This window comes from Acidiphilium sp. 20-67-58, assembly GCF_002255515.1.
In the GTDB taxonomy this organism is placed as follows: domain Bacteria; phylum Pseudomonadota; class Alphaproteobacteria; order Acetobacterales; family Acetobacteraceae; genus Acidiphilium.
Genome location: NZ_NCAS01000001.1, coordinates 17,054 through 40,750, shown reverse-complemented (window position 1 = coordinate 40,750; position 23,697 = coordinate 17,054). Strand labels below are relative to the sequence as shown.

20 protein-coding genes are annotated in these 23,697 nt (G+C 67.6%); 5 read left to right on the top strand and 15 right to left on the bottom strand.

The window, feature by feature from the left end:
- Positions 1 to 67: 67 nt before the first annotated feature.
- The 5 genes from rpoB to rplK all read right to left on the bottom strand — a co-directional run bounded on the left by rpoB (position 68) and on the right by rplK (position 6,853).
- Positions 68 to 4,270 (bottom strand): DNA-directed RNA polymerase subunit beta, encoded by a 4,203-nt coding sequence (rpoB, locus tag B7Z76_RS00180; protein ID WP_291341633.1) that lies wholly within the window; start codon positions 4,268 to 4,270, stop codon positions 68 to 70.
- A 221-nt stretch (positions 4,271 to 4,491) separates the two neighbouring features.
- Complete coding sequence (gene rplL, locus B7Z76_RS00175) at positions 4,492 to 4,869, bottom strand: 50S ribosomal protein L7/L12 (RefSeq protein ID WP_291341632.1); 378 nt, start codon at positions 4,867 to 4,869, stop codon at positions 4,492 to 4,494.
- 72 nt (positions 4,870 to 4,941) lie between these two features.
- Positions 4,942 to 5,466, bottom strand: a complete 525-nt coding sequence (gene rplJ / locus B7Z76_RS00170; RefSeq protein ID WP_174503166.1) for a 50S ribosomal protein L10 — start codon at positions 5,464 to 5,466, stop codon at positions 4,942 to 4,944.
- A 257-nt stretch (positions 5,467 to 5,723) separates the two neighbouring features.
- A complete protein-coding gene (rplA, locus tag B7Z76_RS00165) occupies positions 5,724 to 6,416 on the bottom strand; it encodes a 50S ribosomal protein L1 (protein ID WP_174503167.1) in 693 nt (230 codons plus the stop codon).
- 2 nt (positions 6,417 to 6,418) lie between these two features.
- Complete coding sequence (gene rplK / locus B7Z76_RS00160) at positions 6,419 to 6,853, bottom strand: 50S ribosomal protein L11 (RefSeq protein ID WP_174504815.1); 435 nt, start codon at positions 6,851 to 6,853, stop codon at positions 6,419 to 6,421.
- A 253-nt stretch (positions 6,854 to 7,106) separates the two neighbouring features.
- On the opposite strand from rplK, the gene B7Z76_RS00155 reads away from it, so the two are divergent.
- Positions 7,107 to 8,087, top strand: coding sequence for an aldo/keto reductase (locus B7Z76_RS00155; protein ID WP_291341631.1), 981 nt, complete (start codon positions 7,107 to 7,109; stop codon positions 8,085 to 8,087).
- Between the two features lie 138 nt (positions 8,088 to 8,225).
- Here the strand turns inward: B7Z76_RS00155 and gltX are convergent, their stop codons facing one another.
- The 5 genes from gltX to B7Z76_RS00130 all read right to left on the bottom strand — a co-directional run bounded on the left by gltX (position 8,226) and on the right by B7Z76_RS00130 (position 13,026).
- A complete protein-coding gene (gltX, locus tag B7Z76_RS00150; RefSeq protein WP_291341630.1) occupies positions 8,226 to 9,626 on the bottom strand; it encodes a glutamate--tRNA ligase in 1,401 nt (466 codons plus the stop codon).
- A gap of 39 nt (positions 9,627 to 9,665) precedes the next feature.
- On the bottom strand, positions 9,666 to 10,508 hold the full coding sequence (locus tag B7Z76_RS00145) for a TIGR01459 family HAD-type hydrolase (protein WP_291341629.1): 843 nt from the start codon (positions 10,506 to 10,508) through the stop codon (positions 9,666 to 9,668).
- Complete coding sequence (locus B7Z76_RS00140) at positions 10,505 to 11,569, bottom strand: quinone-dependent dihydroorotate dehydrogenase (RefSeq protein WP_291341628.1); 1,065 nt, start codon at positions 11,567 to 11,569, stop codon at positions 10,505 to 10,507. Before B7Z76_RS00140 ends, B7Z76_RS00145 begins: the two co-directional genes overlap by 4 nt.
- Positions 11,569 to 12,012, bottom strand: a complete 444-nt coding sequence (locus tag B7Z76_RS00135; protein ID WP_291341627.1) for a hypothetical protein — start codon at positions 12,010 to 12,012, stop codon at positions 11,569 to 11,571. The genes B7Z76_RS00140 and B7Z76_RS00135 overlap by 1 nt, the downstream gene beginning before the upstream one ends.
- A 168-nt stretch (positions 12,013 to 12,180) precedes the next feature.
- A complete protein-coding gene (locus B7Z76_RS00130; protein ID WP_291341626.1) occupies positions 12,181 to 13,026 on the bottom strand; it encodes a fumarylacetoacetate hydrolase family protein in 846 nt (281 codons plus the stop codon).
- Positions 13,027 to 13,221: 195 nt separating this feature from the next.
- On the opposite strand from B7Z76_RS00130, the gene B7Z76_RS00125 reads away from it, so the two are divergent.
- Both B7Z76_RS00125 and B7Z76_RS00120 read left to right on the top strand, forming a co-directional pair.
- On the top strand, positions 13,222 to 14,547 hold the full coding sequence (locus B7Z76_RS00125) for an aspartate aminotransferase family protein (RefSeq protein ID WP_291341625.1): 1,326 nt from the start codon (positions 13,222 to 13,224) through the stop codon (positions 14,545 to 14,547).
- Between the two features lie 37 nt (positions 14,548 to 14,584).
- The gene (locus B7Z76_RS00120) at positions 14,585 to 16,015 is read left to right on the top strand and encodes an NAD-dependent succinate-semialdehyde dehydrogenase (RefSeq protein WP_291341624.1); all 1,431 of its coding nucleotides are present in this window, start codon (positions 14,585 to 14,587) and stop codon (positions 16,013 to 16,015) included.
- 126 nt (positions 16,016 to 16,141) lie between these two features.
- On the opposite strand, the gene B7Z76_RS00115 is transcribed toward B7Z76_RS00120, so the two are convergent.
- From B7Z76_RS00115 to B7Z76_RS00105, 3 genes are read right to left on the bottom strand one after another with little or no spacing between them, the layout of a single operon-like run.
- Positions 16,142 to 16,939 carry a S49 family peptidase gene (locus tag B7Z76_RS00115; RefSeq protein WP_174503176.1) on the bottom strand — a complete coding sequence of 266 codons (798 nt, stop codon included), beginning with the start codon at positions 16,937 to 16,939 and terminating at the stop codon, positions 16,142 to 16,144.
- Complete coding sequence (locus B7Z76_RS00110; protein ID WP_174503177.1) at positions 16,936 to 17,361, bottom strand: DUF1489 family protein; 426 nt, start codon at positions 17,359 to 17,361, stop codon at positions 16,936 to 16,938. Before B7Z76_RS00110 ends, B7Z76_RS00115 begins: the two co-directional genes overlap by 4 nt.
- Positions 17,358 to 19,670, bottom strand: coding sequence for a xanthine dehydrogenase family protein molybdopterin-binding subunit (locus B7Z76_RS00105; protein WP_291341623.1), 2,313 nt, complete (start codon positions 19,668 to 19,670; stop codon positions 17,358 to 17,360). Before B7Z76_RS00105 ends, B7Z76_RS00110 begins: the two co-directional genes overlap by 4 nt.
- Before the next feature lie 188 nt (positions 19,671 to 19,858).
- Here B7Z76_RS00105 and B7Z76_RS00100 point away from each other — a divergent pair, with 188 nt between their 5' ends.
- Positions 19,859 to 20,521 (top strand): cupin domain-containing protein, encoded by a 663-nt coding sequence (locus B7Z76_RS00100; protein WP_174503179.1) that lies wholly within the window; start codon positions 19,859 to 19,861, stop codon positions 20,519 to 20,521.
- Positions 20,522 to 20,525: 4 nt separating this feature from the next.
- Positions 20,526 to 21,623 carry an FAD-dependent oxidoreductase gene (locus B7Z76_RS00095; RefSeq protein ID WP_291341622.1) on the top strand — a complete coding sequence of 366 codons (1,098 nt, stop codon included), beginning with the start codon at positions 20,526 to 20,528 and terminating at the stop codon, positions 21,621 to 21,623.
- A gap of 36 nt (positions 21,624 to 21,659) precedes the next feature.
- Here the strand turns inward: B7Z76_RS00095 and B7Z76_RS00090 are convergent, their stop codons facing one another.
- Both B7Z76_RS00090 and B7Z76_RS00085 read right to left on the bottom strand, forming a co-directional pair.
- Entirely contained in the window at positions 21,660 to 22,883 is a 1,224-nt protein-coding gene (locus B7Z76_RS00090) for a sugar ABC transporter permease (protein ID WP_174503181.1), read from the bottom strand.
- Complete coding sequence (locus B7Z76_RS00085) at positions 22,880 to 23,689, bottom strand: ATP-binding cassette domain-containing protein (RefSeq protein ID WP_291341621.1); 810 nt, start codon at positions 23,687 to 23,689, stop codon at positions 22,880 to 22,882. The genes B7Z76_RS00090 and B7Z76_RS00085 overlap by 4 nt, the downstream gene beginning before the upstream one ends.
- Between the last annotated feature and the right edge of the window lie 8 nt (positions 23,690 to 23,697).

The window sequence follows — 23,697 nt, the reverse complement described above, 5'->3', positions numbered from 1 at the left end:
ATAGTCCCTTTCATCAGCGCGGAACGGGGTCGCCGCCCCGCGCCATGACAAATCCGAACGGTCCTGCTCAGTCCGCTGACTGGTTGAGATCGACGTTGAGGCCGAGCGACTTCAGTTCCTTGGTCAGGACGTTGAAGCTCTCGGGCACGCCGGCCTCGAAATTATCCTGCTCGCGCACGATCGCCTCATAGACCTTGGTGCGGCCGGAAACGTCGTCCGATTTCACGGTCAGCATCTCCTGCAGCGTATACGCCGCGCCATAGGCCTCGAGCGCCCAGACCTCCATCTCGCCGAAGCGCTGGCCGCCGAACTGCGCCTTGCCGCCCAGCGGCTGCTGGGTAACGAGGCTGTAGGGACCGATCGAGCGGGCGTGGATCTTGTCGTCCACCATGTGACCGAGCTTGAGCATGTACATGTAGCCCACCGTGACCTTGCGCTCGAACTGCTCGCCGGTGCGGCCGTCGAACACGGTCATCTGGCCGGAAACGTCGAGACCGGCCTTGGCCAGCATGTCCTCGATATCGGTGATGCGCGCACCATCGAACACCGGGGTCGCGATCGGCACGCCCTTGCGGATGTTGCCGCACAGTTCACGCACCTCGGCTTCCGACATCGAAGCGATCTGCTGCTCGTAGATCTCCTCGCCATAGGCGCTCTTGAGCATCTCGTGCAACCGTGTGCGCTCGGACGCATCGCGGCGATACGCCTCGACCGCCTCGCCGATCTGCTTGCCGAGATTGGCGCAGGCCCAGCCGAGATGGGTTTCGAGAATCTGCCCCACATTCATGCGCGACGGCACGCCGAGCGGATTGAGCACGACATCGACCGCGGTGCCGTCTTCCAGGAACGGCATGTCCTCGATCGGGACGACGCGCGAGACCACACCCTTGTTGCCATGCCGGCCGGCCATCTTGTCACCCGGCTGCAGCTTGCGCTTCACCGCGATGAACACCTTGACCATCTTCATCACGCCCGGCGGCATTTCATCGCCACGCTGCAGCTTCTCGACCTTGCTCTCGAAACGCTGCTGCAGCTTGTGCACGGCAGCATCGAACTCGCGCTTCAGCGTCTCGATCTCCGCCATCACCCGGTCGTCCTGAACCGTCAGGTTGCGCCAGGCGCCACGCGGCACCTCGGCCAGCAGCTCGGTGGTGATTTCGGTGCCCGAACGCACGCCCTTGTAGCCGCTCCCGGCCACCTGGCCGAGCAACTTCTCGCGCAGGCGGTTGAGGAAGGCGCGTTCCTGGATGGCGCGCTCGTCGTCGCGGTCCTTGGCCAGACGCTCGATCTCGGCGCGTTCGATCGCCAGCGCACGCTCGTCCTTGTCGACGCCGCGGCGGTTGAACACCCGCACATCCACCACCGTGCCATTCACACCCGGCGGCAGCTTCAGCGACGTGTCGCGCACGTCCGACGCCTTTTCGCCGAAGATCGCGCGGAGCAGCTTCTCCTCCGGCGTCATCGGGCTCTCGCCCTTCGGCGTCACCTTGCCGACCAGGATATCGCCCGGATTCACCTCGGCCCCGACATAGACGATGCCGGCCTCGTCGAGATTGCGAAGCGCCTCCTCGCCGACATTCGGAATGTCGCGGGTGATCTCCTCCTGCCCGAGCTTGGTGTCGCGGGCCATCACCTCGAATTCCTCGATATGGATCGAGGTGAACATGTCCTCGCGGGCAACACGCTCGGAAATGAGGATCGAGTCCTCGAAATTGTAGCCATTCCAAGGCATGAACGCGCAAAGCACGTTGCGCCCGAGCGCGAGTTCCCCCAGCTCGGTCGACGGCCCATCGGCAATGATGTCGCCGGCGCCGACACGGTCGCCCACGCGCACCAGCGGACGCTGGTTGATGCAGGTGGACTGGTTCGACCGCATGTATTTGCGCAGCCGGTAGATATCCACACCCTGCGTCGTGCCGTCCTCGCCGGTGGCGCGCACCACGATGCGCGCGCCATCGATCTGGTCGATCACGCCGGTGCGGCGGGCCACGATGGTCGCGCCGGAATCGCGGGCCACCGGCGCTTCCATGCCGGTGCCGACCAGCGGCGCATCGGAGCGGATCAGCGGCACCGCCTGGCGCTGCATGTTCGAGCCCATCAGCGCGCGGTTGGCGTCGTCGTTCTCAAGGAACGGGATCAGCGCCGCCGCAACCGAAACGAGCTGGCGCGGCGAGACGTCGATCGCCGTCACCTCCTCCGGCCGGACGAGACGGAAATCGCCATTGCGGCGCACCGAAACCAGATCCTCGGTCAGCGTGCCGTCGGTCAGCTTCGGCGCATCGGCCTGGGCAACGGTGAGGCGCTCTTCCTCCATCGCGGAGAGGTACTTGTAGTCGTCAAGCACCTTGCCGTCCTTCACCAGGCGATACGGCGTCTCGATGAAACCGTACTTGTTCACCTTGGCGAAGGTCGCGAGCGAGTTGATCAGGCCGATATTCGGGCCTTCCGGCGTCTCGATCGGGCAGATGCGGCCATAATGCGTCGGGTGCACGTCGCGCACCTCGAACCCGGCCCGCTCGCGGGTAAGACCGCCCGGCCCAAGCGCCGAGAGGCGGCGCTTGTGGGTGACTTCCGAAAGCGGATTGGTCTGGTCCATGAACTGCGAAAGCTGCGACGAGCCGAAGAACTCCCTCACCGCCGCCGCCGCCGGCTTGGCATTGATCAGGTCGTGCGGCATCACCCCGTCGATATCGACCGAGCCCATGCGCTCGCGAATGGCGCGCTCCATGCGCAGCAGGCCGACGCGATACTGGTTCTCCATCAGCTCGCCGACCGAGCGGACACGACGATTGCCGAGATTGTCGATATCGTCGATCTGGCCGCGGCCGTCCTTCAGCTCGCACATGATCTGGATGGTGCGCAGGATGTCTTCCTTGCGCAGCACCCGCATCGTGTCCTCGCATTCGACGCCGAGGCGCATGTTCATCTTCACGCGGCCGACCGCCGAAAGGTCGTAGCGCTCGGAATCGAAGAACAGGCCGCGGAACAACGCCTCGGCGGTTTCCGAGGTCGGCGGCTCGCCGGGACGGATCACCCGGTAGATGTCGATCAGCGCGTCCTCGCGGCTGCTGTTCTTGTCGGTGGCGAGCGTGTTGCGGATCCACGGCCCCTTGGCCTGGTCGATCGCAAGCGTCGGGATCTCGTCGAGCCCGGCATCCTCGAGCACCTTCAGCTTGGCATCGGAAATCTCCTCGCCCGCATCGGCGAAAATCTCGCCGGTATTCGGATCGAAAAGGTCTTCCGCCACGAAACGGCCAATGAGATCGGCGCGGCTGACCAGCACGGAGCGGGTCTTGGTCGCGATCTGCCGCGCGGTGCGGGCGGTCAGCTTGTCATCGGCCTTGGCCACGACCTCGCCGGTCTCGGCGTCCACCAGATCCTCGACCAGCTTGGCGCCGCGGAAGGTTTCCGGCTCGAACGGGCGCGCCCAGGCGGCCTCGCCGCCCGCATTGCGGGTGCGGGTGAACGGCACCTTGCCATAGAAGAAGCCGAGGATTTCCTCGGCATCCATGCCGCGGATCTCGCTGATCTCCAGCGTTTCGCCCTTGGCCTCGCGGGCGGCGCGCAGCGCCTCGGTGGCGCGGCCTTCCAGCGCGTAGAGCAACGTCGTGACCGGCAGCTTCCGCTTGCGGTCGATGCGGACATAGATCAGGTCCTTGGCGTCGAATTCGAAATCGAGCCAGGAACCGCGATAGGGAATGACGCGGGCGGCGAAGAGATACTTGCCGGAGCTATGGGTCTTGCCCTTGTCGTGATCGAAGAACACGCCGGGGCTGCGGTGCATCTGGCTGACGATGACGCGCTCGGTGCCGTTCACGACGAAGGTGCCGTTATCGGTCATCAGCGGCATGTCGCCCATGTAGACGGGCTGCTCCTTGATGTCGCGGATCGAGCGCGCACCGGTGTCTTCATCGACATCCCAGACGATCAGGCGCAACACCACCTTGAGCGGCGCGGCATAGGTCATGCCCCGCTGGATGCATTCCTCGACGTCGTATTTCGGCTCCTCGAGCTCGTAATACACGAACTCAAGACGGCCACGGCCGGCAAAATCGTCGATCGGGAAGACCGACTTGAAGACTTCCTGCAACCCCGAATTGGTGCGGGAATCGGGCGAGACGTGCATCTGCAGGAAAGCGTCATAGCTCGCGCGCTGCACGTCGATCAGATTCGGCATCGGCGTGGTTTCAGGGATACGCCCGAAGCTCTTGCGGATGCGCTTGCGATTGGTGAAGGAAACTTTGTTCAGGCCACCCGAAATCGCATTCATGCTCAGACCCCGATCTTCATTCCAGTGACCGCGCCGCGGCCCGGGGCTACCATCAGCCCGGGCGTCGCCGCGTCAGCGGCGGGAAACCCCGCCAGTCGTCAACCACCGCTCCGCCCTCACCCGAGGCACGCAACGGCAAACGGGCGGAGTGCCATGGGGCACCCCGCCAGTTTCAGTCCTGTCGCGCCGCCGGCCCGAAAGCCGCGCGGCGCGATGCAACATCACTCGATGCCGACAGATGCGCCCTGCTCTTCCAGAACCTTCTTGATCTTCTCGGCCTCGTCCTTGTTCACGCCTTCCTTCACGGTCTTCGGCGCGCCCTCGACCAGATCCTTGGCCTCCTTCAGGCCAAGACCGGTGATCGTGCGGATTTCCTTGATCACGTTGATCTTCTTGTCGCCAGCGGACTTGAGGATCACGTTGAATTCGGTCTTCTCCTCGACCGCCGCGGCAGGAGCGCCGGCAGGCGCCGCCGCTGCGACCGCGACCGGAGCCGCAGCCGAAACGCCCCACTTGTCCTCGAGCAGCTTGGAAAGCTCCGCCGCTTCGAGAACAGTCAGGCCCGAAAGCTGTTCAACCAGATTTGCCAGATCAGCCATTGTTCAATTCCTTAGAATAGTCGTTCAGTTGGTTCCATGCAAGCCGGACATGCCGGCTCGCCTCATCTCGTCTCAGGCCGCGTCGGCCTCATCCGCCTTGGCATAGGCCGCAAAGACCCGCGCGAGCTGGCCGGCCGGAGCCTGCAACACGCCCGCCACCTTCGTTGCCGGCGCCTGGATGAGACCCAGGAGCTTGGCGCGAAGCTGATCGAGCGACGGCAGTTCGGCGAGCGCCCTGACGCCGGATGCATCGAGCATCTGCGTCCCAAGCGCGCCACCGACCAGCACGAACTTCTCGTTGGTCTTGGCGAACTCGACGGCCACCTTCGCCACCGCCACCGGGTCCTGCGACCACGCAATCGCGGTCGGCCCCTTCAGCATCGGCTTCAGTCCGTCGAATCGGGTCCCTTCCAAGGCGAGGTGAGCCAGACGGTTCTTCGCCACCTTGTACTGCGCGCCCGCTTCCCGCATCTTCACACGCAGTGCCGTGACATCGGCCACGGTCAGACCATCATTGCGGCTGACCACAACCATTGACGTCTCGGCGAACACCGCGGCGAGCTGGTCCACGAATTCACGCTTTTGTGCGCGATCCACGTCGATCTCCACTCGTCAGGCGAAATACGTTTGGACCGTATCCCGCCGGGTTGCCCAAGTGGCCAGGACCATCCCGGCCACCGTTCGCCTGTCCTCAGACCGGAACCATCGGAACGAAACGCTCCGATCCCCGTCTCCGGCGTGCGGGAGACTTCCCTTCAAGGCTTGCGCCACATGCCGTCTTGGACAGGTCCGGAACCGCCGGCACACGCCGGCAGATCCCGTCATGGCCGGAGCCGAAGCTCCGGCGCATCTCGTCAGGCGGAAAGACTGCCTACATCCACGCGCACGCCCGGCCCCATCGTGGAGGACAGCGCGGCTTTCTGCAGATACGTCCCCTTGGCGCCGGCCGGCTTGGCCTTCTGGATCGCATCGACCAGGGCCTTCGCATTCTCCACCAGCTTCTCGACCTCGAAGCTCGCCTTGCCGATACCGGCATGGATGATGCCCGCCTTCTCGGCGCGGAACTCGATCTGGCCGGACTTGGCCGCGGTGATCGCGCCCTTGACGTCCATCGTGACGGTGCCGAGCTTCGGGTTCGGCATCAGGCCGCGCGGGCCGAGAATCTTGCCGAGCCGCCCCACCAGGGCCATCATGTCCGGCGTCGCGATGCAGCGGTCGAAGTCGATCGTGCCGTTCTGCACCAGCTCCGCGAGGTCTTCGGCGCCGACCACATCCGCACCGGCCGCCTTCGCCTCCTCGGCCTTCGGGCCGCGCGCGAACACGCCGACGCGCAGCGTCTTGCCGGTGCCGTTCGGCAGGCTCAGCAGGCCGCGCACCATCTGGTCAGCATGACGCGGATCGATGCCGAGATTGAGCGACAGCTCGACCGTCTCGTCGAACTTCGCCGTGGCGTTGGACTTCACCAGCGCCATCGCCTCGATCACCGGATAGAGCTTCGCGCCATCGACAGTGGACTGCGCCTTCACCAGCCGCTTGTTCTTCGCCATGATCAGCCCTCCACCACCGAAAGACCCATCGAGCGGGCCGAACCGATCAGCATGCGCACCGCGCCGTCGACGTCGTTCGCGTTCATGTGCACCATCTTGGTCTGCGCGATCTCGCGCAGCTGGCTCATCGTCACCTTGCCGACCGTCGCACCCTTGCCGGTTGCGGTCGAGCCCTTCTGGATGCCCGCGGCCTTCTTGAGGAAATAGGTGTTCGGCGGCGTCTTGGTGATGAAGCTGAAGGTGCGGTCAGCAAAGGCGGTGATCACCACCGGGACCGGCATGCCCACTTCCATACCCTGGGTCGCCGCGTTGAAATCCTTGCAGAACTGCATGATGTTGAGGCCGCGCTGGCCGAGCGCCGGACCGACGGGCGGCGACGGATTGGCCTTGCCCGCAGGGATCTGCAGCTTGATATAGCCGACAATTTTTTTCGCCATGAGGCGCACTCCTGATCCGAAGGCGTGCGGCGGGGCGAGCCCGAAACACGCCAATGGACCGCGGTTCGAACGGCCCGGCCACCCGTGGCCGAACCTCCCGCGTTCCAATTGAGCGCTGGCCTATACAGCGCCGCGGCCCCGCTGTCGAGTCGCGCGAGACACGTCGCGCCCGGCCCCGGTGGATATGGCAACGGGGCTGCATCACCGCAACGTACGTCCCATATGGGCAGCAACCCAACAGATGGAGACACGCATGAAGACAAGGAAACTCGGCACACTCACGGTTTCCGCCCTCGGCCTCGGCTGCATGGGCATGTCCGATTTCTACGCCGGGCGCGACGAGGCGGAAGCCCGCGCCACGCTGGACCGCGCGCTGGAACGCGGCATCACCTTCTTCGATTCGGCCGACATGTACGGCTTCGGGGACAACGAGCGCCTGCTGTCGAATTTCGTGAAGGCGAACCGGAGCAGGATCGTCCTCGCCACCAAGTTCGGCAATGAATTCAGCGAAGACCGCCAGCGTCTCGGCATCAACGGCCGGCCGGACTATGTGCGCCGTGCCTGCGACGCCTCGCTGCAGCGGCTCGGGATCGACACGATCGACCTGTATTACCAGCACCGCGTCGATCCGAACGTGCCGATCGAGGAGACGGTGGGCGCGATGGCCGACCTCGTGAAGGCCGGCAAGGTGCGGCATCTCGGCCTGTCCGAGGCGGCGCCGGCCACCATCCGCCGGGCGCACAAGATCCACCCGATGACCGCGCTGCAAACCGAATACTCGCTCTGGTCGCGCGAGCCGGAAGGCGACATCCTCGCGACCGTGCGCGAACTCGGGATCGGCTTCGTGCCCTATTCGCCGCTCGGCCGCGGCTTCCTGACCGGGGCGATCCGCACGCCGGACGATCTCGCCGCCGATGACTGGCGCCGCCACGCCCCGCGCTTCCAGGGCGATAATTTCACCAAAAACCTCGAACTCGTCGGCAAGGTGAAGGCGCTGGCGGCGGAAAAGAACTGCACCGCCGGGCAGCTCGCGCTGGCCTGGGTGCTCGCACAGGGCGAGGATATCGTGCCGATTCCGGGCACCAAGCGCCGGGCCTATCTCGACGAGAATATCGGCGCGCTCGACGTGACGCTGACGCCGGAAGACCTCGCCGCGATCGAGCGGATCATGCCGGCCGGCACCGTCGCCGGCACGCGCTATCCGGAAGCGGGGCTGAAGGCGGTCAATCGCTGATCTTCGGTTCGTCTCACTGCTGAAAGCATGAATGGCGGGCGCCCTTGCGGCACCCGCCATTTTTTCAGCGCACAACAGAGGCTCTGTTTTACCAATAGGATAGAGCACCCATCCGATCCGAAAGGATCGGAAACTGCTCTATTCGCCGAGGGCGGCGAAAATCCGCTTGCGCACCTCGATCGGCCCCAGCGCCTCCATCACCGCGTCGATCGGCGGGCTGACCGTGCTGCCGGTCAGCGCCGCGCGCAGCGGCTGGGCGACGGCGCCGAGCTTCTTCTCCTCGCGCTCGGCATAGGCCTTCATCGCCTCGTGCAGCGCCGCCTTCGAGAAATCGGTGTTGTCGAAATCGAGCAGCAGGGCGGCGAGGTCGTCGCGCGCGGCCTCGGTGAGCAGGGCGGCGGCTTTCTCGGTCATCGGCAGCGGTGCCTCGCGAACGATGAACAGGGCGGATTCCGCCAGTTCGGCGAGGGTGCGGGCGCGCTCCTTCAGCCCCGGCATCAGCACCGCGATGCGCCCCGCCGCCTCGGTGCCGACCGCGACGCCATGGTCGCGTTCCAGCCGGGCGACGACATCGGCAGCAAGACGTTCGTCCTCGGCCGCGCGGAGGAAGACCGCATTCACATGGAGCAGCTTGGCATAATCCATCCGGCTCGCGGCACGACCGACGCCATCGAGGTCGAACAGCGCAACCTGCTCCTCGCGGGGCAGGATCTCGGCATCGCCATGGCCCCAGCCGAGGCGGAGCAGGTAATTGCAGAGCGCCTCGGGCAGATAGCCCTCGTCGCGGAACTGCAGGACCGAGACGGCGCCGTGACGCTTCGAGAGTTTTGCCCCGTCGGCGCCGTGAATGAGCGGAATATGAGCGAAATTGGGCCGCGCCCAGCCCATCGCGTCATAGATCTGGGCCTGGCGGAACGTGTTGGTCAGATGATCGTCGCCGCGGATGACATGGGTGATCCCCATGTCATGGTCATCCACCACGACGGCGTGCAGATAGGTCGGCGTGCCGTCGGAGCGCAGCAGGATCATGTCGTCGAGCTCGGCATTCTTCACCCGCACCTCGCCCTGGACGAGATCGTGGATCACGGTCTCGCCCTCGCGTGGCGCCCGCAGGCGGATGACGGGATCGACCCCGGCAGGCGCTTCGGTCGGGTCGCGGTCGCGCCAGCGCCCGTCATAACGGAACGGTTTTTTGCTCCGCTCGGCCTCGGCCCGCATCTCGGCAAGTTCCTCGCGCGAGCAGTAGCAGCGATAGGCCTGGCCGGCGGCGAGCATCTGCTCGGCCACCTCGCGATGGCGGGCATAACGGGTCGATTGATAGACCGGCGGTTCGTCCGATTTGAGGTCAAGCCAGTCGAGCGCGTCGAGGATCACCTTCGTCGCCTCGGGCGTGCTGCGCTCGCGGTCGGTATCCTCGATGCGGAGCAGGAACTGACCGCCATGGTGGCGGGCGAAGAGATAATTGAACAGGGCGGTGCGGGCGCCGCCGATATGGAGCATGCCGGTGGGCGACGGGGCAAAACGGACGCGGATTGTCATGCCCCCGGCGCTATCACGAAACGGCGCGGGGATGAACCCTTACCAGCGGAACCCGCCGATGATGGCGCGCGGATCGAGCCCGGCAGCCGCGCAATCCGCGCGCGCCTCCGCCGGCGTGGCGACATGGATGCCGGACAGCACGAGCACCGAGGCGATGCCGGCCGCCTTCGCGCCGGCGATGTCGGTGCGCAGCGAGTCGCCGAACGCAATCGTCCGCCCCGCTTCGGTGCCGAGCAGGTCGAGGGTCGGGCGATAGACGGCGGGATCGGGCTTGCCGCGCCAGATCACCCGCCCGCCCCAGGCGGCGTAGCGCTGCGCCAGCGCCCCGGCACAGATGATGCGGCGCCCGTCGCGGATCACCTCAAGATCCGGATTGGCGCAGATCATCGGCAGACCGGCGCCGAGCGCCTCGCGGAGCAGCGGATCGAAGGCGGCCGGATCGTCAGGCGGTGCGAGATCGTCGGGGCCGGTATTGAGCAGGAAATCCGCCGCCTCCGGCCGGTCAGCCTCGGCGAGGCCGAGATCGTCGAACAGGTTGCGGTCACGCGGCGGGCCGAGGTGAAACAGCCGCTCGCCAAGCCCCGCGAAATCGGGCTCGGTGCGCGACACCAGGGCGGTGCGGACGGCCTCGCCGCTGGTCATGATCCCGTCGTAAAGCTCGGGGCCGATGCCCATCGCGGCCAGGGCGGCGGCAACCGGTTCCCTGCGGCGCGGCGCGTTCGAGAGAAAGACGACGCGCTTGCCGGCCTCGCGCAGATGTCGGAGGCAGGCGGCAACGCCGGGATACGGCCGCACCCCGTCATGCACCACCCCCCAGAGATCGACGATGAAGCCATCATGATCGCGGGCGAGGACTTCGACGCTCATCGGGGCTTCGGTCATGGCGCGATCTCCGCGAGCCGGTCGGCATCGCGGCCGACAAGCCCGGCCAGTGTCGCCGCGCCATACTGGTCGAGCAGGGCGGACAGCCCGGCGGCAAGGCGGTGCAGCACCGCCGGTCCCTGATAGACGAAGGAGGTATAGACCTGCACGAGGCTGGCGCCGGCGCGGAACTTGGCAAGCGCCTGCTCTGGCGTCGCCACACCGCCGACCCCGATCAGCAGCAGCCGGTCGCCGGCAAGCAGGCGCACCCGCGCCAGCATCCGTGTCGCGCGGTTGAACAGCGGCGCGCCGGACAGGCCGCCCGCCTCGCCGCGCGCCACGCCGCGCAGGCTGTCGGGCCGGGCGAGCGTGGTGTTGCTGACGATCAGCCCGGCAACGCCCCGGCCAATCACCATCTCCACCAACTCCGGCAGAACCGCCTCGTCGAGATCGGGCGCGAGCTTGACGAACAGCGGCGGCGCGCCCGGCACCGCGGCGCGGATCGCATCGAGGATCGCGGCCAGCCGGTCGGTCGCCTGCAGGTCGCGCAAGCCCGGCGTGTTCGGCGAGGACACGTTGATGGCGATGTAATCGGCATGCGGCGCCACCGCCTGGACCAGGGCCGGATAATCGGCCAGCGGGTCCGCGCCTTCCTTGTTGATCCCGAGATTGGCGCCGATCGCCGCTTGCGTGCGGTCGGCGCCGGCGAGGCGGGCGGCGAACCCCTCGATGCCGCCATTGTTGAACCCCATCCGGTTGATCAGCGCCCGGTCCTCGGCGAGGCGGAACAGGCGCGGCTTCGGATTGCCCGGCTGCGGTCGCCGCGTCACCGTACCGGCCTCGATGAACCCGAACCCGAGGCGGGACAGCCCGGCAAGGGCGACGGCGTCCTTGTCGAACCCCGCGGCAAGCCCGACTGGCAGCGATATCGTCCGCCCGAAGGCCGACATCGCAAGGCGCGGATCTGCCGGAATCTGGCGCCGCCCGGCGAGCCCGAGGCGCAACCCGGTCAGCGCGACGTCATGCGCCGTCTCGGGTTCCAGCAGACGGAGCGCAGCCGCGGCGATATCCGCGACAGGCATTACTTCGCGAAGACCACGATCTCGGGAGCCGAAGGGGCGGGAATGCCGGCGAGCGGTGCCGCGGCACCAAGCGAGACGCGCTGCGCCGCCACCCCGTCGGCCACGATCGCATCCGCGACCTGGGCCGCGCGTGGCGCGAGGCGGGCCATCGCCCGCTCGGCCGCCGCCGGTCCACGCGCGGCAGGTGCGGTCACGACCACCCGGAATTCCGCCTTGGGGTTGATCTTGAGTGCGGCATCCACGGCATATTTCACCGAGGGAGACCATGTCTCGACCGCCTCGGGAATGGTCACCAGCGGGAGCCGCCCGTTGAACGCGGTGAGTGCCGCGACATCCACCAGCGACGGCGCGCCGGCATACGGCCCGGGCACATGACGGCCAGGCACAGCGCACCCGGCGAGGATGGCTGGAAGCACGAAAAGCATGAGGGTGGAGCGACGCATGATGGGCCTTTACTGGAGCTTGTCCGTGGCCTCAATGGCAGGAGGATTAACGAAAGTCTAGATTGCGCGGCGCGGCCGGAAAATCGCCCGGCCAACCGCCGGCGGGTTGTTGCGAACCCGCCGGCGACGCCCGGCAATCCGGCCTTTCGGCTCAATCCCGGCGGCGGATCAGCCGCCGATGGTCTTCTGCGTCTGCTCGCCAAGCCCGGCGATGCCGAGGCGCACGGTCTGGCCCGGCCGCAGAAACACAGGCTCCGGCTTGATGCCCATGCCGACGCCGGGCGGCGTCCCGGTAGCGATCACATCGCCCGGTTGGAGATGGATGAAGCGGCTCACATAGGACACCAGCGTCTTCACGCCGAAGATCATCGTCCGCGTGTTGCCGTTCTGCATCCGCTTGCCATCGACCTCGCACCACAGATCGAGCGCCTGCGGGTCCGGCACCTCGTCGCGGGTGACGAGGAACGGCCCCGTCGGGCCGAAGCTCGGGCAGCCCTTGCCCTTGTCCCAGGTGCCGCCACGGCGGATCTGGTATTCGCGCTCGCTGACATCATTGACGATGCAATAGCCGGCGACATGGTCGAGCGCCGAATCCTCGGCGATGTGCGAGCCGCCGGTGCCGATGATCACGCCAAGCTCCACCTCCCAGTCGGTCTCCTTCGCGCCGGGCGGGATCACGATGTCATCGTTCGGCCCCGAATAGGCGCTGCCGGCCTTGATGAAGATGATCGGCTCCTCCGGCACCTTGAGCCCGGATTCGGCCGCATGGTCGGCATAGTTGAGGCCGATGCAGATGAAATTCACCGGCCGCGGCACCGGTGCTCCGATCCGCGTGCCGGCGGGCACCAGCGGCAGCGTCGCGGCATCGAGCGCGGCGAGGCGCGCAAGCCCGGCATCGGAAAGGGTTGCGGCGTCGATTTCGGCAATGACACCGGAGAGATCGCGCAGCGCGCCGGACCCATCGACAATTCCTGGACGTTCGGCGCCGACGGCGCCATGCCTGAACAGTTTCATATATTTAAACTCCCATTATACTCGTGCTCCGCTTGTAGTCCGCGCGGCGGCGCCGGCCAAGAGGACCGGCAAGCACCGTGTGATGTTCAGGATAATCGACATCCCATGTTGAACTTGCGCCGTTTCCGCCCGACTTGCTCCTGTCGTGCTTAAAATAATAGGCTAGTGAGATCTGCTTCATTCAAGGACCGAGCCATGACCCAGCCCGCGCTGCGCTCCAACGAGCCGCTGATCCATCACTGGATGCCGTTCACCGCCAACCGCCAGTTCCATGACGCGCCGCGTATCATCGCCCGCGCCGAGGGTGTGCATTACTGGAACACCGCGGGCGAAAAACTGCTCGATGCGGTCTCCGGCCTCTACACCACGCCGGCCGGGCATGGCCGGCGCGAGATCCGCGATGCGGTGGCGCGGCAGCTGGAAGAGCTGGATTACGCGCCGGCCTTCCAGTTCGGCGTGCCCGGCTCGTTCCGGCTGGCCAACGAGCTGGCGCAGATGCTGCCGGCCGGGCTGAACCGCGTCTTCTTCGCCGGCTCCGGTTCGGAAGCAGTCGAATCCGCGCTCAAGGTCGCCATCCAGTATCATCGCGTGCGCGGCCAGGGGCAGCGCCAGCGCTTCGTCGGCCGGGCGCGCGGCTATCACGGGGTCAATTTCGCCGGCTGGTCGGTCGGCGGCATGGTGAAGAACCGCGAGGCATTCGGCCTCGGCCTGCCGGGTGTGGCGCATATGCGGCACACGCACATCCCCGAGAACCGCTTCCAGATGGGCCAGGGCGAGCATGGCGGCCTCGATCTCGCCGACGACCTGCAACGCATGATCGACCTGCATGGCGCCGACACCATCGCCGCCTGCATCGTCGAGCCGATCGCGGGATCGACGGGCGTTCTGGTGCCGCCGAAGGGCTATTTGGAGCGGCTGCGCGAAATCTGCACCAGGCACGGCATCCTGCTGATCTTCGACGAGGTGATCTGCGGCTTCGGGCGCACCGGCGCGCCCTTCGCGGCGGATGCGTTCGGCGTGGTGCCGGACATGCTGACCATGGCCAAGGCGATCACCAACGGCAACATCCCGATGGCCGCCGTCGCCGTGCGGGAAGACGTGCAGCAGGCGATCCTCGATGCCGCCGGACCCGATGCGGTGGAGTTCTTCCACGGCTATACCTATTCGGCGCATCCGGTGGCCTGTGCCGCCGCGCTGGCGACGCTGCGGATCTACCGCGAGGATGACCTGTTCGCCCGCGCCGCGGCACTGGCACCGAAATTCCTCGAACGCATCGCCGCCCTGCGCGACGTGCCGATCGTCATCGACACCCGCGGTTTCGGCCTGCTCGGCGCGGTCGATCTCGCGCCCGAGGGCGGGCCGGGCAAGCGCGGCTTCGCCGTGCTGCGCCGCGCCTTCGAACAGGGGCTGGTGCTGCGGGTCGCCGGCGATACGGCGATCTTCGCCCCGCTCTTCATCACCACCGACGACCAGCTCGACGAGATGTTCGACAAGCTGCGCAAGGTGCTGGCCACGGTCTGACCCGGCGGCCAGCCAGGACACGGAGACAGGATCAAAGATGTACAAGAACGTTTTGCTGCATATCGGCGGGGAATGGACGAACGCCGCCTCGGGCCGCACGCTCGACGTGATCAACCCGGCGACCGAGGAAGTCATCGGCACGGCCGCCCATGCCGGCCGCGCGGATCTCGACGCCGCGATCGCAGCGGCCGAGACGGGCTATGCGACCTGGCGGGCAACGCCGGCATTCCAGCGCGCGGCGCTGCTGCGCAAGGCCGCCGAGCTGATCCGCGCGCGGATCCCTGAAATCGCCACCATCATGACGATGGAACAGGGCAAGCCGCTCGCCGAGGCGAAGGGCGAAACCACCGTCGCCGCCGATGTGATCGACTGGTTCGCCGAAGAGGCGAAACGCACCTATGGCCGGGTGATCCCGGCGCGGGCGGCGGGCGTCTACCAGCTCGTGGTCAAGGAGCCGGTCGGCATCGTCGCCGCCTTCACGCCATGGAACTTCCCGATCAACCAGGCGGTGCGCAAAGTCTCCGCCGCGCTGGCCGCCGGCTGCGCGGTGATCCTGAAGGGGCCTGAGGAAACGCCGGGCGCCTGCGCCGAGCTGGTGCGCGCCTTCGCCGATGCCGGGCTGCCGCCGGGCGTGCTCAACCTCGTCTACGGCGTGCCGGCCGAGATTTCCGAATATCTCATCCCGCACCGCGCGGTCCGCAAGATCTCCTTCACCGGTTCGACCGCGGTGGGCAAGCACCTCGCCGCCCTCGCCGGGGCGCACATGAAGCGGGCGACGATGGAACTCGGCGGCCACGCGCCGGCGATCGTCTTCGAGGACGCCGATCTCGACGCGGCGGCAAAGATCCTCGCCGCCAACAAGTTCCGCAATGCCGGCCAGGTCTGCGTCGCGCCGACGCGCTTCCTCGTGCAGGAAAGCGTCTATGACGGGTTCATGGAGCGCTTTCTCGTTGCGGTCCGGAACATCAAGGTTGGCAACGGGCTCGATGCGGGCACCACGATGGGGCCGCTCGCCAACGAGCGCCGCATCCCGGCGATCGAGGGCTTCATCGCCGACGCGACGAAGCACGGCGCGAAAGTGGCCGAAGGCGGCGAGCGGATCGGCAACAAGGGGTATTTCTTCCAGCCCACCGTGCTGACCGACATTCCGACCACGGCGCGGGTGATGAACGAGGAACCGTTCGGCCCGCTCGCGCTGGTCAACCGGTTCTCCACCTTCGAGGACGCGGTGACCGAGGCCAACCGGCTTGAATACGGCCTCGCCTCCTATGCGTATTCGCGGTCGGCCAGGACGGTGACGGCGCTGGGCGACCGCATCGAGGCCGGGATGATCTCGATCAACCATCACGGCATCGCCCTGCCCGAGACGCCGTTCGGCGGCATGAAGGACAGCGGCTATGGCTGGGAGGGCGGCGCCGAGGCGATCGAAGCCTATCTCGCCACCAAGTTCGTGACCCAGGCGTCGTAAGACGCCGAAGCGACCGGGGCGCTTAGAGCATCATCCGATCAGATGGAATCATCTGATCGGATAAAGATGCTCTGATTATCAACAAGATAGAGCACGACATCCGATCCGGATGGATCGGAACGTGCTCTAGCCGAGTTTCGGCGTGAGCGCCTCGGCCTCCATCGCATTGGCGAGTTCGATCAGGCTGGACCGGCCGACCAGCCGCAGCAGCGAGAATTTCCGCTTCGGCCCGAGAAACACCGGCTTCGCCCGCTTTCCGCAGCGCGCGGCGATCAGGCCGCGCACATCGCCGAACCCGTCGATCAGGCCGCGTTCGCTGGCAGCACTGCCCAGCATGTAGGAGCCGTCGAACACCGTGTCGTCGCCCTTCAGCGCGCCGCCGCGGCGCTCGCGCACCCACGCCTTGAAGGCGGCGTGAATGTCGTCGAGCAGCGCCTGGTTGAATGCGGCGTCCCCCGGCCGCTCGGGCGAGAACGGGTCATTGCGCAGCTTGTTGGCGCCGGCGGTGACGACGCGGCGCTCGATGCCGAAGCGGCGGATCAGGTCATGCACGCCGAAACCGCCGCCGACCACGCCGATCGAGCCGACGATCGACATCGGATTGGCAAAAATCTCGTCGCCCGCACAGGCGATCCAGTAGCCGCCGGAAGCGCCGACATCGCCGATCACCGCAAGAACGCGCACGCCGGTCTCCTCGGCCTTGCGGCGGATATGCCGGCCAATCAGGTCGGATTGCACCGGCGAGCCGCCGGGGCTTTCGATCGCGAGGATCAGCAGCTTCGTCCCGCCTTTCGCGAGGTCGAAGCCACGGTCGATGGCGGGGGCAAAACGTTCGAGATTGACCGCCCCCTCGCGGGGCGAAATCAGCCCGGCAAGCCGGATCACCGGCACGCACGGGCGCGACCACGGCAGGCGCAGCGTCATGGCAGCAGCGCCAGGGCGCGCAGGTCGCGCCGCAGCGCCGGCGGCAGGTCCTCGATGCCGGAGGTGCGGCCGCCATCCGGCAGGTCGGCAGGCGCATCGTCCGGCGCGAGGTAGCGCCAGCCCTGGAAGGGCTTCATCGGCCGCGCCTCGACCCGGACGAGCGTGGGGTCGAGCACGAGGCCGGTGCAGCGCGTCCCGTCATCCCAGACATCCTCGATCACGTCGAGAATCCGCTGGCGAACCAGCACGGCGCCGGTGATGACCCAGTAGATCGACCCGCCATCGGCAAGCTCCGCCGCGCGCTTGGGAAAGCTGCGGGTCTGGTGGCGCAGCGGCGGATCGGCCACCGCGCGGCGGCGCTGGATCTCGGCCAGATGGCCGGGATCCTTCACGCCGACCGCGAGCTTGACCAGATGGATCAAGCGGCCTGCCGCGCCGCGATCGCCTGCCAGACGCGCTCGGGCGTCGCCGGCATGTCGATCTCGCGGATACCATCCGCGGCAAGCGCGTCGATCACCGCGTTGATCAGCGCCGGCGGCGAGCCGACCGCGCCGGCCTCGCCCGCGCCCTTCACGCCGAGCGGGTTCGAGGCGCAAGGCACCGAGACGAACTCCACCTCGATATCCGGCAGGTCGTCGGCGCGCGGCAGCGCATAATCCATCAGGCTGCCGGCGACGAGCTGGCCCGATTCCGGATCATAGGCGGTGTTCTCCAGCAGCGCCTGCCCGAGCCCCTGGGCGACGCCGCCATGCACCTGGCCGCGCACGATCATCGGGTTCACGATGGTGCCGACATCGTCGCACACGAGATAGCGCAGCACCGAGGTGACGCCGGTTTCCGGATCGATCTCGACCTCGGCGATGTGGCAGCCATTCGGGAAGGTGTGCTTCTCGATCTTGGCGATCTCGGCGGTGTCGAGCGCGTTGCCCTGCTCGCCGTGCAGCTCCGCCGCCAGGGTGATGACGTCGACCATCCGGTCGGTGCCGACGATGCGGAAGGCGCCATCCTGGAACACGATGTCCGCTTCCGCCGCCTCCAGGCGATCGGCCGCCGCCTTGCGGCCCTTCTCGAGAATGGTCGCGGTGGTCAGCGCGATGGCCTGGCCCTCGGAATAGAGGCTGCGCGCGCCGCCGGTGCCGCCGCCCTGCGGAATCGTGTCGGTATCGCCCTGGCGGACGCGGATCTTGTCCGGGTCGATGCCGAGCCGGTCGTTGACCAGCTGCACATAGGCGGTTTCATGGCCCTGCCCGGTGGACTGGGTGCCGACATAGACATCGACATACCCCTCCTTGGTGAAGCGGATCTCGGCGCGCTCCTCCGGCGCGCCGCCGGTCGCCTCGAGGTAATAGGCCATGCCGATGCCGCGGCGCTTGCCGGCGGCGGCCGACTTCGCGCGGCGGGCGGGGAAGCCCTTCCAGTCGATCATGTCGAGCGCATGGTCGAGCACCTTGTGGAAATCGCCCGAATCATAGGTCTGCGCCATCGCGGTGGTGAAGGGCATGGCGCTCGCCGGCACCATGTTGATGCGACGCAGCTCGGCGCTGTCGATCCCGAGTTCGCGGGCAGCGGCGTCGATCAGCCGCTCGACGAGATAATTGCTCTCCGGGCGGCCGGCGCCGCGATAGGCGTCGACCGGCACGGTGTTGGTGAACACGCCGAACACCCGCGCATGGATCGCCTTCATGCCATAGACGCTGGCCAGCACCTTGGTGCCCGCGAGGGTCGGGATGAAGGGGCCGAAATTCGAGAGATAGGCGCCCATGTTCGCCGTGTCCGTCACCCGCATGGCGGTGATCCGGTGATCGGCGTCCAGCGCCAGCTCACCGATGGTGATGTGGTCGCGCCCATGCGTGTCGGAGAGGAACGCCTCGCTGCGCTCGGAGGTCCATTTCACCGGCCGGCCCAGCTTGCGGGCGGCGTGGCAGACCATGACATGCTCGGGATAGACGAACAGCTTCATGCCGAACCCGCCGCCGACATCCGGGGTGATGACGCGGAACTTCGCCGGCTCCACCTTGAACACGGCGCCGGCGAGGCAGTCCTTCAGCAGCCAGCCGCCCTGGGTGTTGGTGGTCAGCGTCCACCGGCCGGAAGCCGCGTCGAATTCGGCGCGGGCGGCGCGGGCCTCCAGCGAGTTGACGACGATGCGGTTGTTGACGATGCCCAGCTTCGTCACATGCGCGGCGGCAGCGAACAGCTCGTCCACCTTCGCGGCGTCGCCCACCGCCCAGTCGAACACGCGGTTGGCCGGCGCATCGTCATGCACGCGCGGCGCGCTGTCGGACATCGCGCTGGCCAGATCGGTGATCGAGGCCTTCATGTCATAGCGCACATCGACCAGCTCGGCGGCATCGCGCGCGGCCTGCGCGGTTTCGGCGACGATATAGGCCACCGGCTCGCCGACATGGCGCACCGTGCCCTGGGCGAGGGCCGGGCGATCGGCCTGGGCGCGCGGCGTGCCGTCCTGGTTCTTGATCGGCACCATGCAGGGAATCGGCGCGATGCCCTCGGCGGCGAGATCAGCACCGGTGACGATGGCAACCACACCCGGCACCGCGCGGGCGGCCGCAGTGTCGATTCCCGTGATCGTCGCGGCGGCGTGCGGCGAGCGCAGCACATGAAGGTGCAGCGCCCCCTCGGCCGGAACGTCGTCGGTATACTGGCCAGCGCCGCGCAGCAGCCGCGAATCCTCGACGCGCTTGACCGGCTGGGCAAGACCGAATTTCACCATGATCGATTCCTCATCTTCCAGTTGCTGACGGCGGCCGCAGCGCGCCTTCCCTGCGCTCAGGATATGGGCCGGTCGGGAAAATACAATAGACCGGCGCGGCAACAGCGGTTTGCCCTCGGCGCGAAACCGACCATATGCAGGCGAGAGAATGTGTTCGAAGACCGGCCACGGGCCGAAAAGGAGCAGACATGCAGATCAACGCCGATCTTCGCCAGCCAGCCCTCGTCGATGCCGCGGCGCTCGACTGGATCGCCTCGCCGATGGCCGGCGTCGAGCGCCGGATGCTGGAGCGCGACGGCGGCGAGGTGGCGCGGGCGACCTCGCTGGTGCGCTACGCGCCGGGCTCCGCCTTCAGCCCGCACCGGCATGACGAGGGCGAGGAATTCCTCGTGCTGGAGGGCGTGTTCTCCGACGAGACCGGAGATTTTCCGCGCGGCCACTACGTGCGCAACCCGCCCGGCTCGCGGCACACCCCCTCCAGCGCGCCGGGCGCGACAATCCTGGTGAAGCTGCGGCAGATGCCGCCGGAAGAGGCCGCCCCGGTGCGGATCGACACCACCGATCCCGGGCTGTGGCGCGAGCGTGCGCCGGGCTGGTCGGAAGCGCTGCTGTTCTCCGCCCCGTGGGAGCAGGTGGACATGATCCGCCTCGCCGCCGGCATCGAAACGGTGGAGCAGGCCTATCCGCGCGGCGTCGAGATCTTCGTGGTGGAGGGATCGATCACGCGGGACGGCGCGGTGCACGGCGCCGGCACCTGGCTGCGGCTGCCCGCCGGCAGCCGGCTCGCGCTGGCCAGCACCGACGGGGCGCTGCTCTACCGCAAGAGCGGCCATCTGCCGACGGTCGCCTGACGCCATGCACGACCTGATCGTGGTCGGGGCGGGCCTCGCCGGCCTCGCCCTCGCGGCGCGGGCGCAGGAGGCGGGCCAGCATGTCGCAATCATCGAGGCGCGTTCGCGAATCGGCGGGCGAAGCCTCGCGCATCGCACCGAATCAGGCTGCTACGATCTCGGCCCGGCCTGGATCTGGCCTTCCATGCAGCCGCGCGTGGCGCAGGCCGCCGCCGCCTTCGGCCTCCTTCTGCACCGCCAGGCGGATGCAGGCGGCTTCGTGTTCCAGGACGGCGACGGAACGGTCCAGCGCCTGCCCCACGGCTTCGCGCAGGAGCCGCCGAGCATGCGGATCGAAGGCGGGACCACCGCCCTCGCCGAAGGCTTCGCCGCCCGCCTCGCCCCCGGCACGATCCGGCTCGGCACCCGGGTCGAGCATCTGGTGCTGGAATCGGACGCAGTCAGCGTCGAGGCCGGGGAGACACGGCTACGGGCGCGGCGCGTGGCGCTGGCGCTGCCGCCCCGGCTGGCGGCTGCCATCGGCTTTGCGCCCGCCCTGCCCGCCGCTTCACTGCGGCAGCTCGAGGCGGTGCCGACCTGGATGGCCGGGCATGCCAAGGCGCTGGCAATCTACGACGCGCCGGTCTGGCGCGATTCCGGCCTGTCCGGCGGGGCCTTCAGCCGCTGCGGACCGCTGGGCGAGATCCACGATGCCAGCCTGCCAGGTGCCTCCGGCGAGGCGGCGCTGTTCGGCTTCTTCGCCTGGCCGGCCGCGATGCGCGCGGCGCGCCGGGCAAGGCTGGAGGATGCGGTGCGCGCCCAGCTCGCCGCCTTGTTCGGCCCGGCGGCCGGATCGCCCCGCGCGCTGCTGATCCAGGACTGGTCGGCCGACGAGCTGACCGCAACGCCGGCCGACGCCGCGCCGCTGGCCGGGCATCCGGCCTATGCGCCGCTCGCCCTGCCCGCGCCGTGGCGCGACCGTGTCCTGCTTTCTGGGTCGGAGAGCGCGCCGCAATTCGGCGGTTATCTCGAAGGGGCGCTGGAAGCCGCCGAGGCAGCCGCCGCCATGAATGCGCAACATGGCGGCGGCCTTCCCGCGGCGGGCGTGGCCGCCGGGTTCTAGAGCACGACATCCGATCCTGATGGATCGGAACGTCCTCTAGGCCCGGCCGCTGCGCATCCGCCGGAGGCGGAGGATGGTGTCGATGGTGATCGCGGCCAGCAGGATCAGCCCCTCGACGATGAAACGCACGGACGAGGCAGCACCGAGCAGGTTCATCCCGTTGCTGACACTCGCGATCACCAGCGCGCCGAACAGCGCGCCATAGACGCTGCCGCGCCCGCCGAACAGCGACGTGCCGCCGATCACCGCCGCGGCAACCGCGTTCAGCATGATGTCGCCATTGCCCACCGAGGCGGAGGCGACACCGAGGCGCGCCGCATCGAGATAGCCGGCAAGGCCGACGAGGAAGCCGGCGATGACGAAGACGGCGAGCTGGATCCCCTTCACCGAGATGCCGGCGCGCCGCGCCGCCTCGGCATTGCCGCCGACCGCGTAGAGATGCCGGCCGAAGCGGGTCGACTTCGTCACGAAGGCCGAGGCGAACAGCGCGATCAGGAACAGCATCAGCAGGAATGGCACGCCGCGATAGGCATTCAGCATGAACACCGCGCCGAACAGCATGATGGCGACACCGACCAGCCGCATCGTCGCGGCGAACCCGCCCTCATGGCCGCTCGCCGTGCGCTTGCGGATGCCGTTCAGCGTCACCGCCGCATAGGCGCCGAACAGCAGCAGGCTCAGCACCCACGACCATAGCGGATCGAGATTGAGCGTGCCGATCGCGGTGGTGAAATCGTCCGCCAGCGGCACCGAGCCGCCATGCGGCGTCAGGATCGCGAGCGTCAGACCCTCGGCGATCATGCCGCCGCCGAGGGTGACGACGAAGCTCGGCACGCCGATCCGCGACACTACCATGCCCTGGAGAAAGCCGATCCCGGTCGCCAGCGCGATTCCGAGCGCGATGCCGACGCCGACCGGCAGGTGAAAGAACACCGTGGCCAGCGAGAACACCGAGGCGGCGAGCACCGAGTTCCAGCCGATCGACAGGTCGATCATGCCGAGCAGGATGATGTAGATTTCCGCCAGCGCCAGCGTGCCGGTGACGACGATCTGCGCCGCGAGATTGGAGAGGTTGCGCGGGGTCAGGAAGTTGGCGTTCAGCGTCTCGAACACGATCCAGATGACGATCAGCGCCGCGATCACCGGCAGCATGCCGAGATCGGTCGATTGCGCGACCCCGGTCAGCCAGCGCGTGAACGGTGATTTCTGCTCGGATTCCTGCCCGGATTTCCGCTCTGGGGGCTGCACGGTGCTACTCATGCCAAGGCTCCTGCCGCGCCGGTTCCGGGTATCGCGAGCGTGCCGGTGATGGCGCCGACCACCTGCTCCGGCGTAACCTCGCTCTTGCGGGCCTGCATCACCGTGGCGCCGAGGCGCAGCACGGCGATATTGTCCGCCACCTGAAACACGTTCTGCATGTTGTGGGTGATGAGAATGACGCCATAGCCCTGCTCGGCGAGGTCGCGCACGAGGCGAAGCACCTCCGCCGTCTGGGCGACGCCGAGGGCCGCGGTCGGCTCATCCATGATGACGAGCTTGGAATCCCACAGCACGGCGCGGGCGATGGCCACCGCCTGGCGCTGCCCGCCGGAGAGCGAGGCCACCGGCGTATCCAGCGCGGGCAGGTTGATCCGCAGCGTCTTCAGCACCCGCCGCGCTTCAAGCTCCATGTCGACATCGCGCAACACATGCGGGCCAACCGCGGTGGGCGAGCTGACGAGCTCGCGGCCGAGATAGAGATTGGCGCAGATGCCGAGATTATCGCAGAGGGCGAGATCCTGATACACGGTCTGGATGCCCAGCGCCGTCGCCTCGGACGGGTGGCGGATCGAGACCGGCTGCCCCTCCAGCAGGATATCTCCCTCGTCGATCGGCGCGACACCGGCGATCGCCTTGATGGTGGTGGACTTGCCCGCGCCGTTGTCGCCGAGCAGGGCGGTCACCTCGCCACGGCGGACGGTGAAATTCACGTCGCGCAGGGCGACCACGGCGCCGTAGCGCTTTTGCAGGCCGCGCACCTCAAGCAGGGGTGCTGCGGCGGGTTCAGCCGCGATTGCCGCACTCATCTCTCATC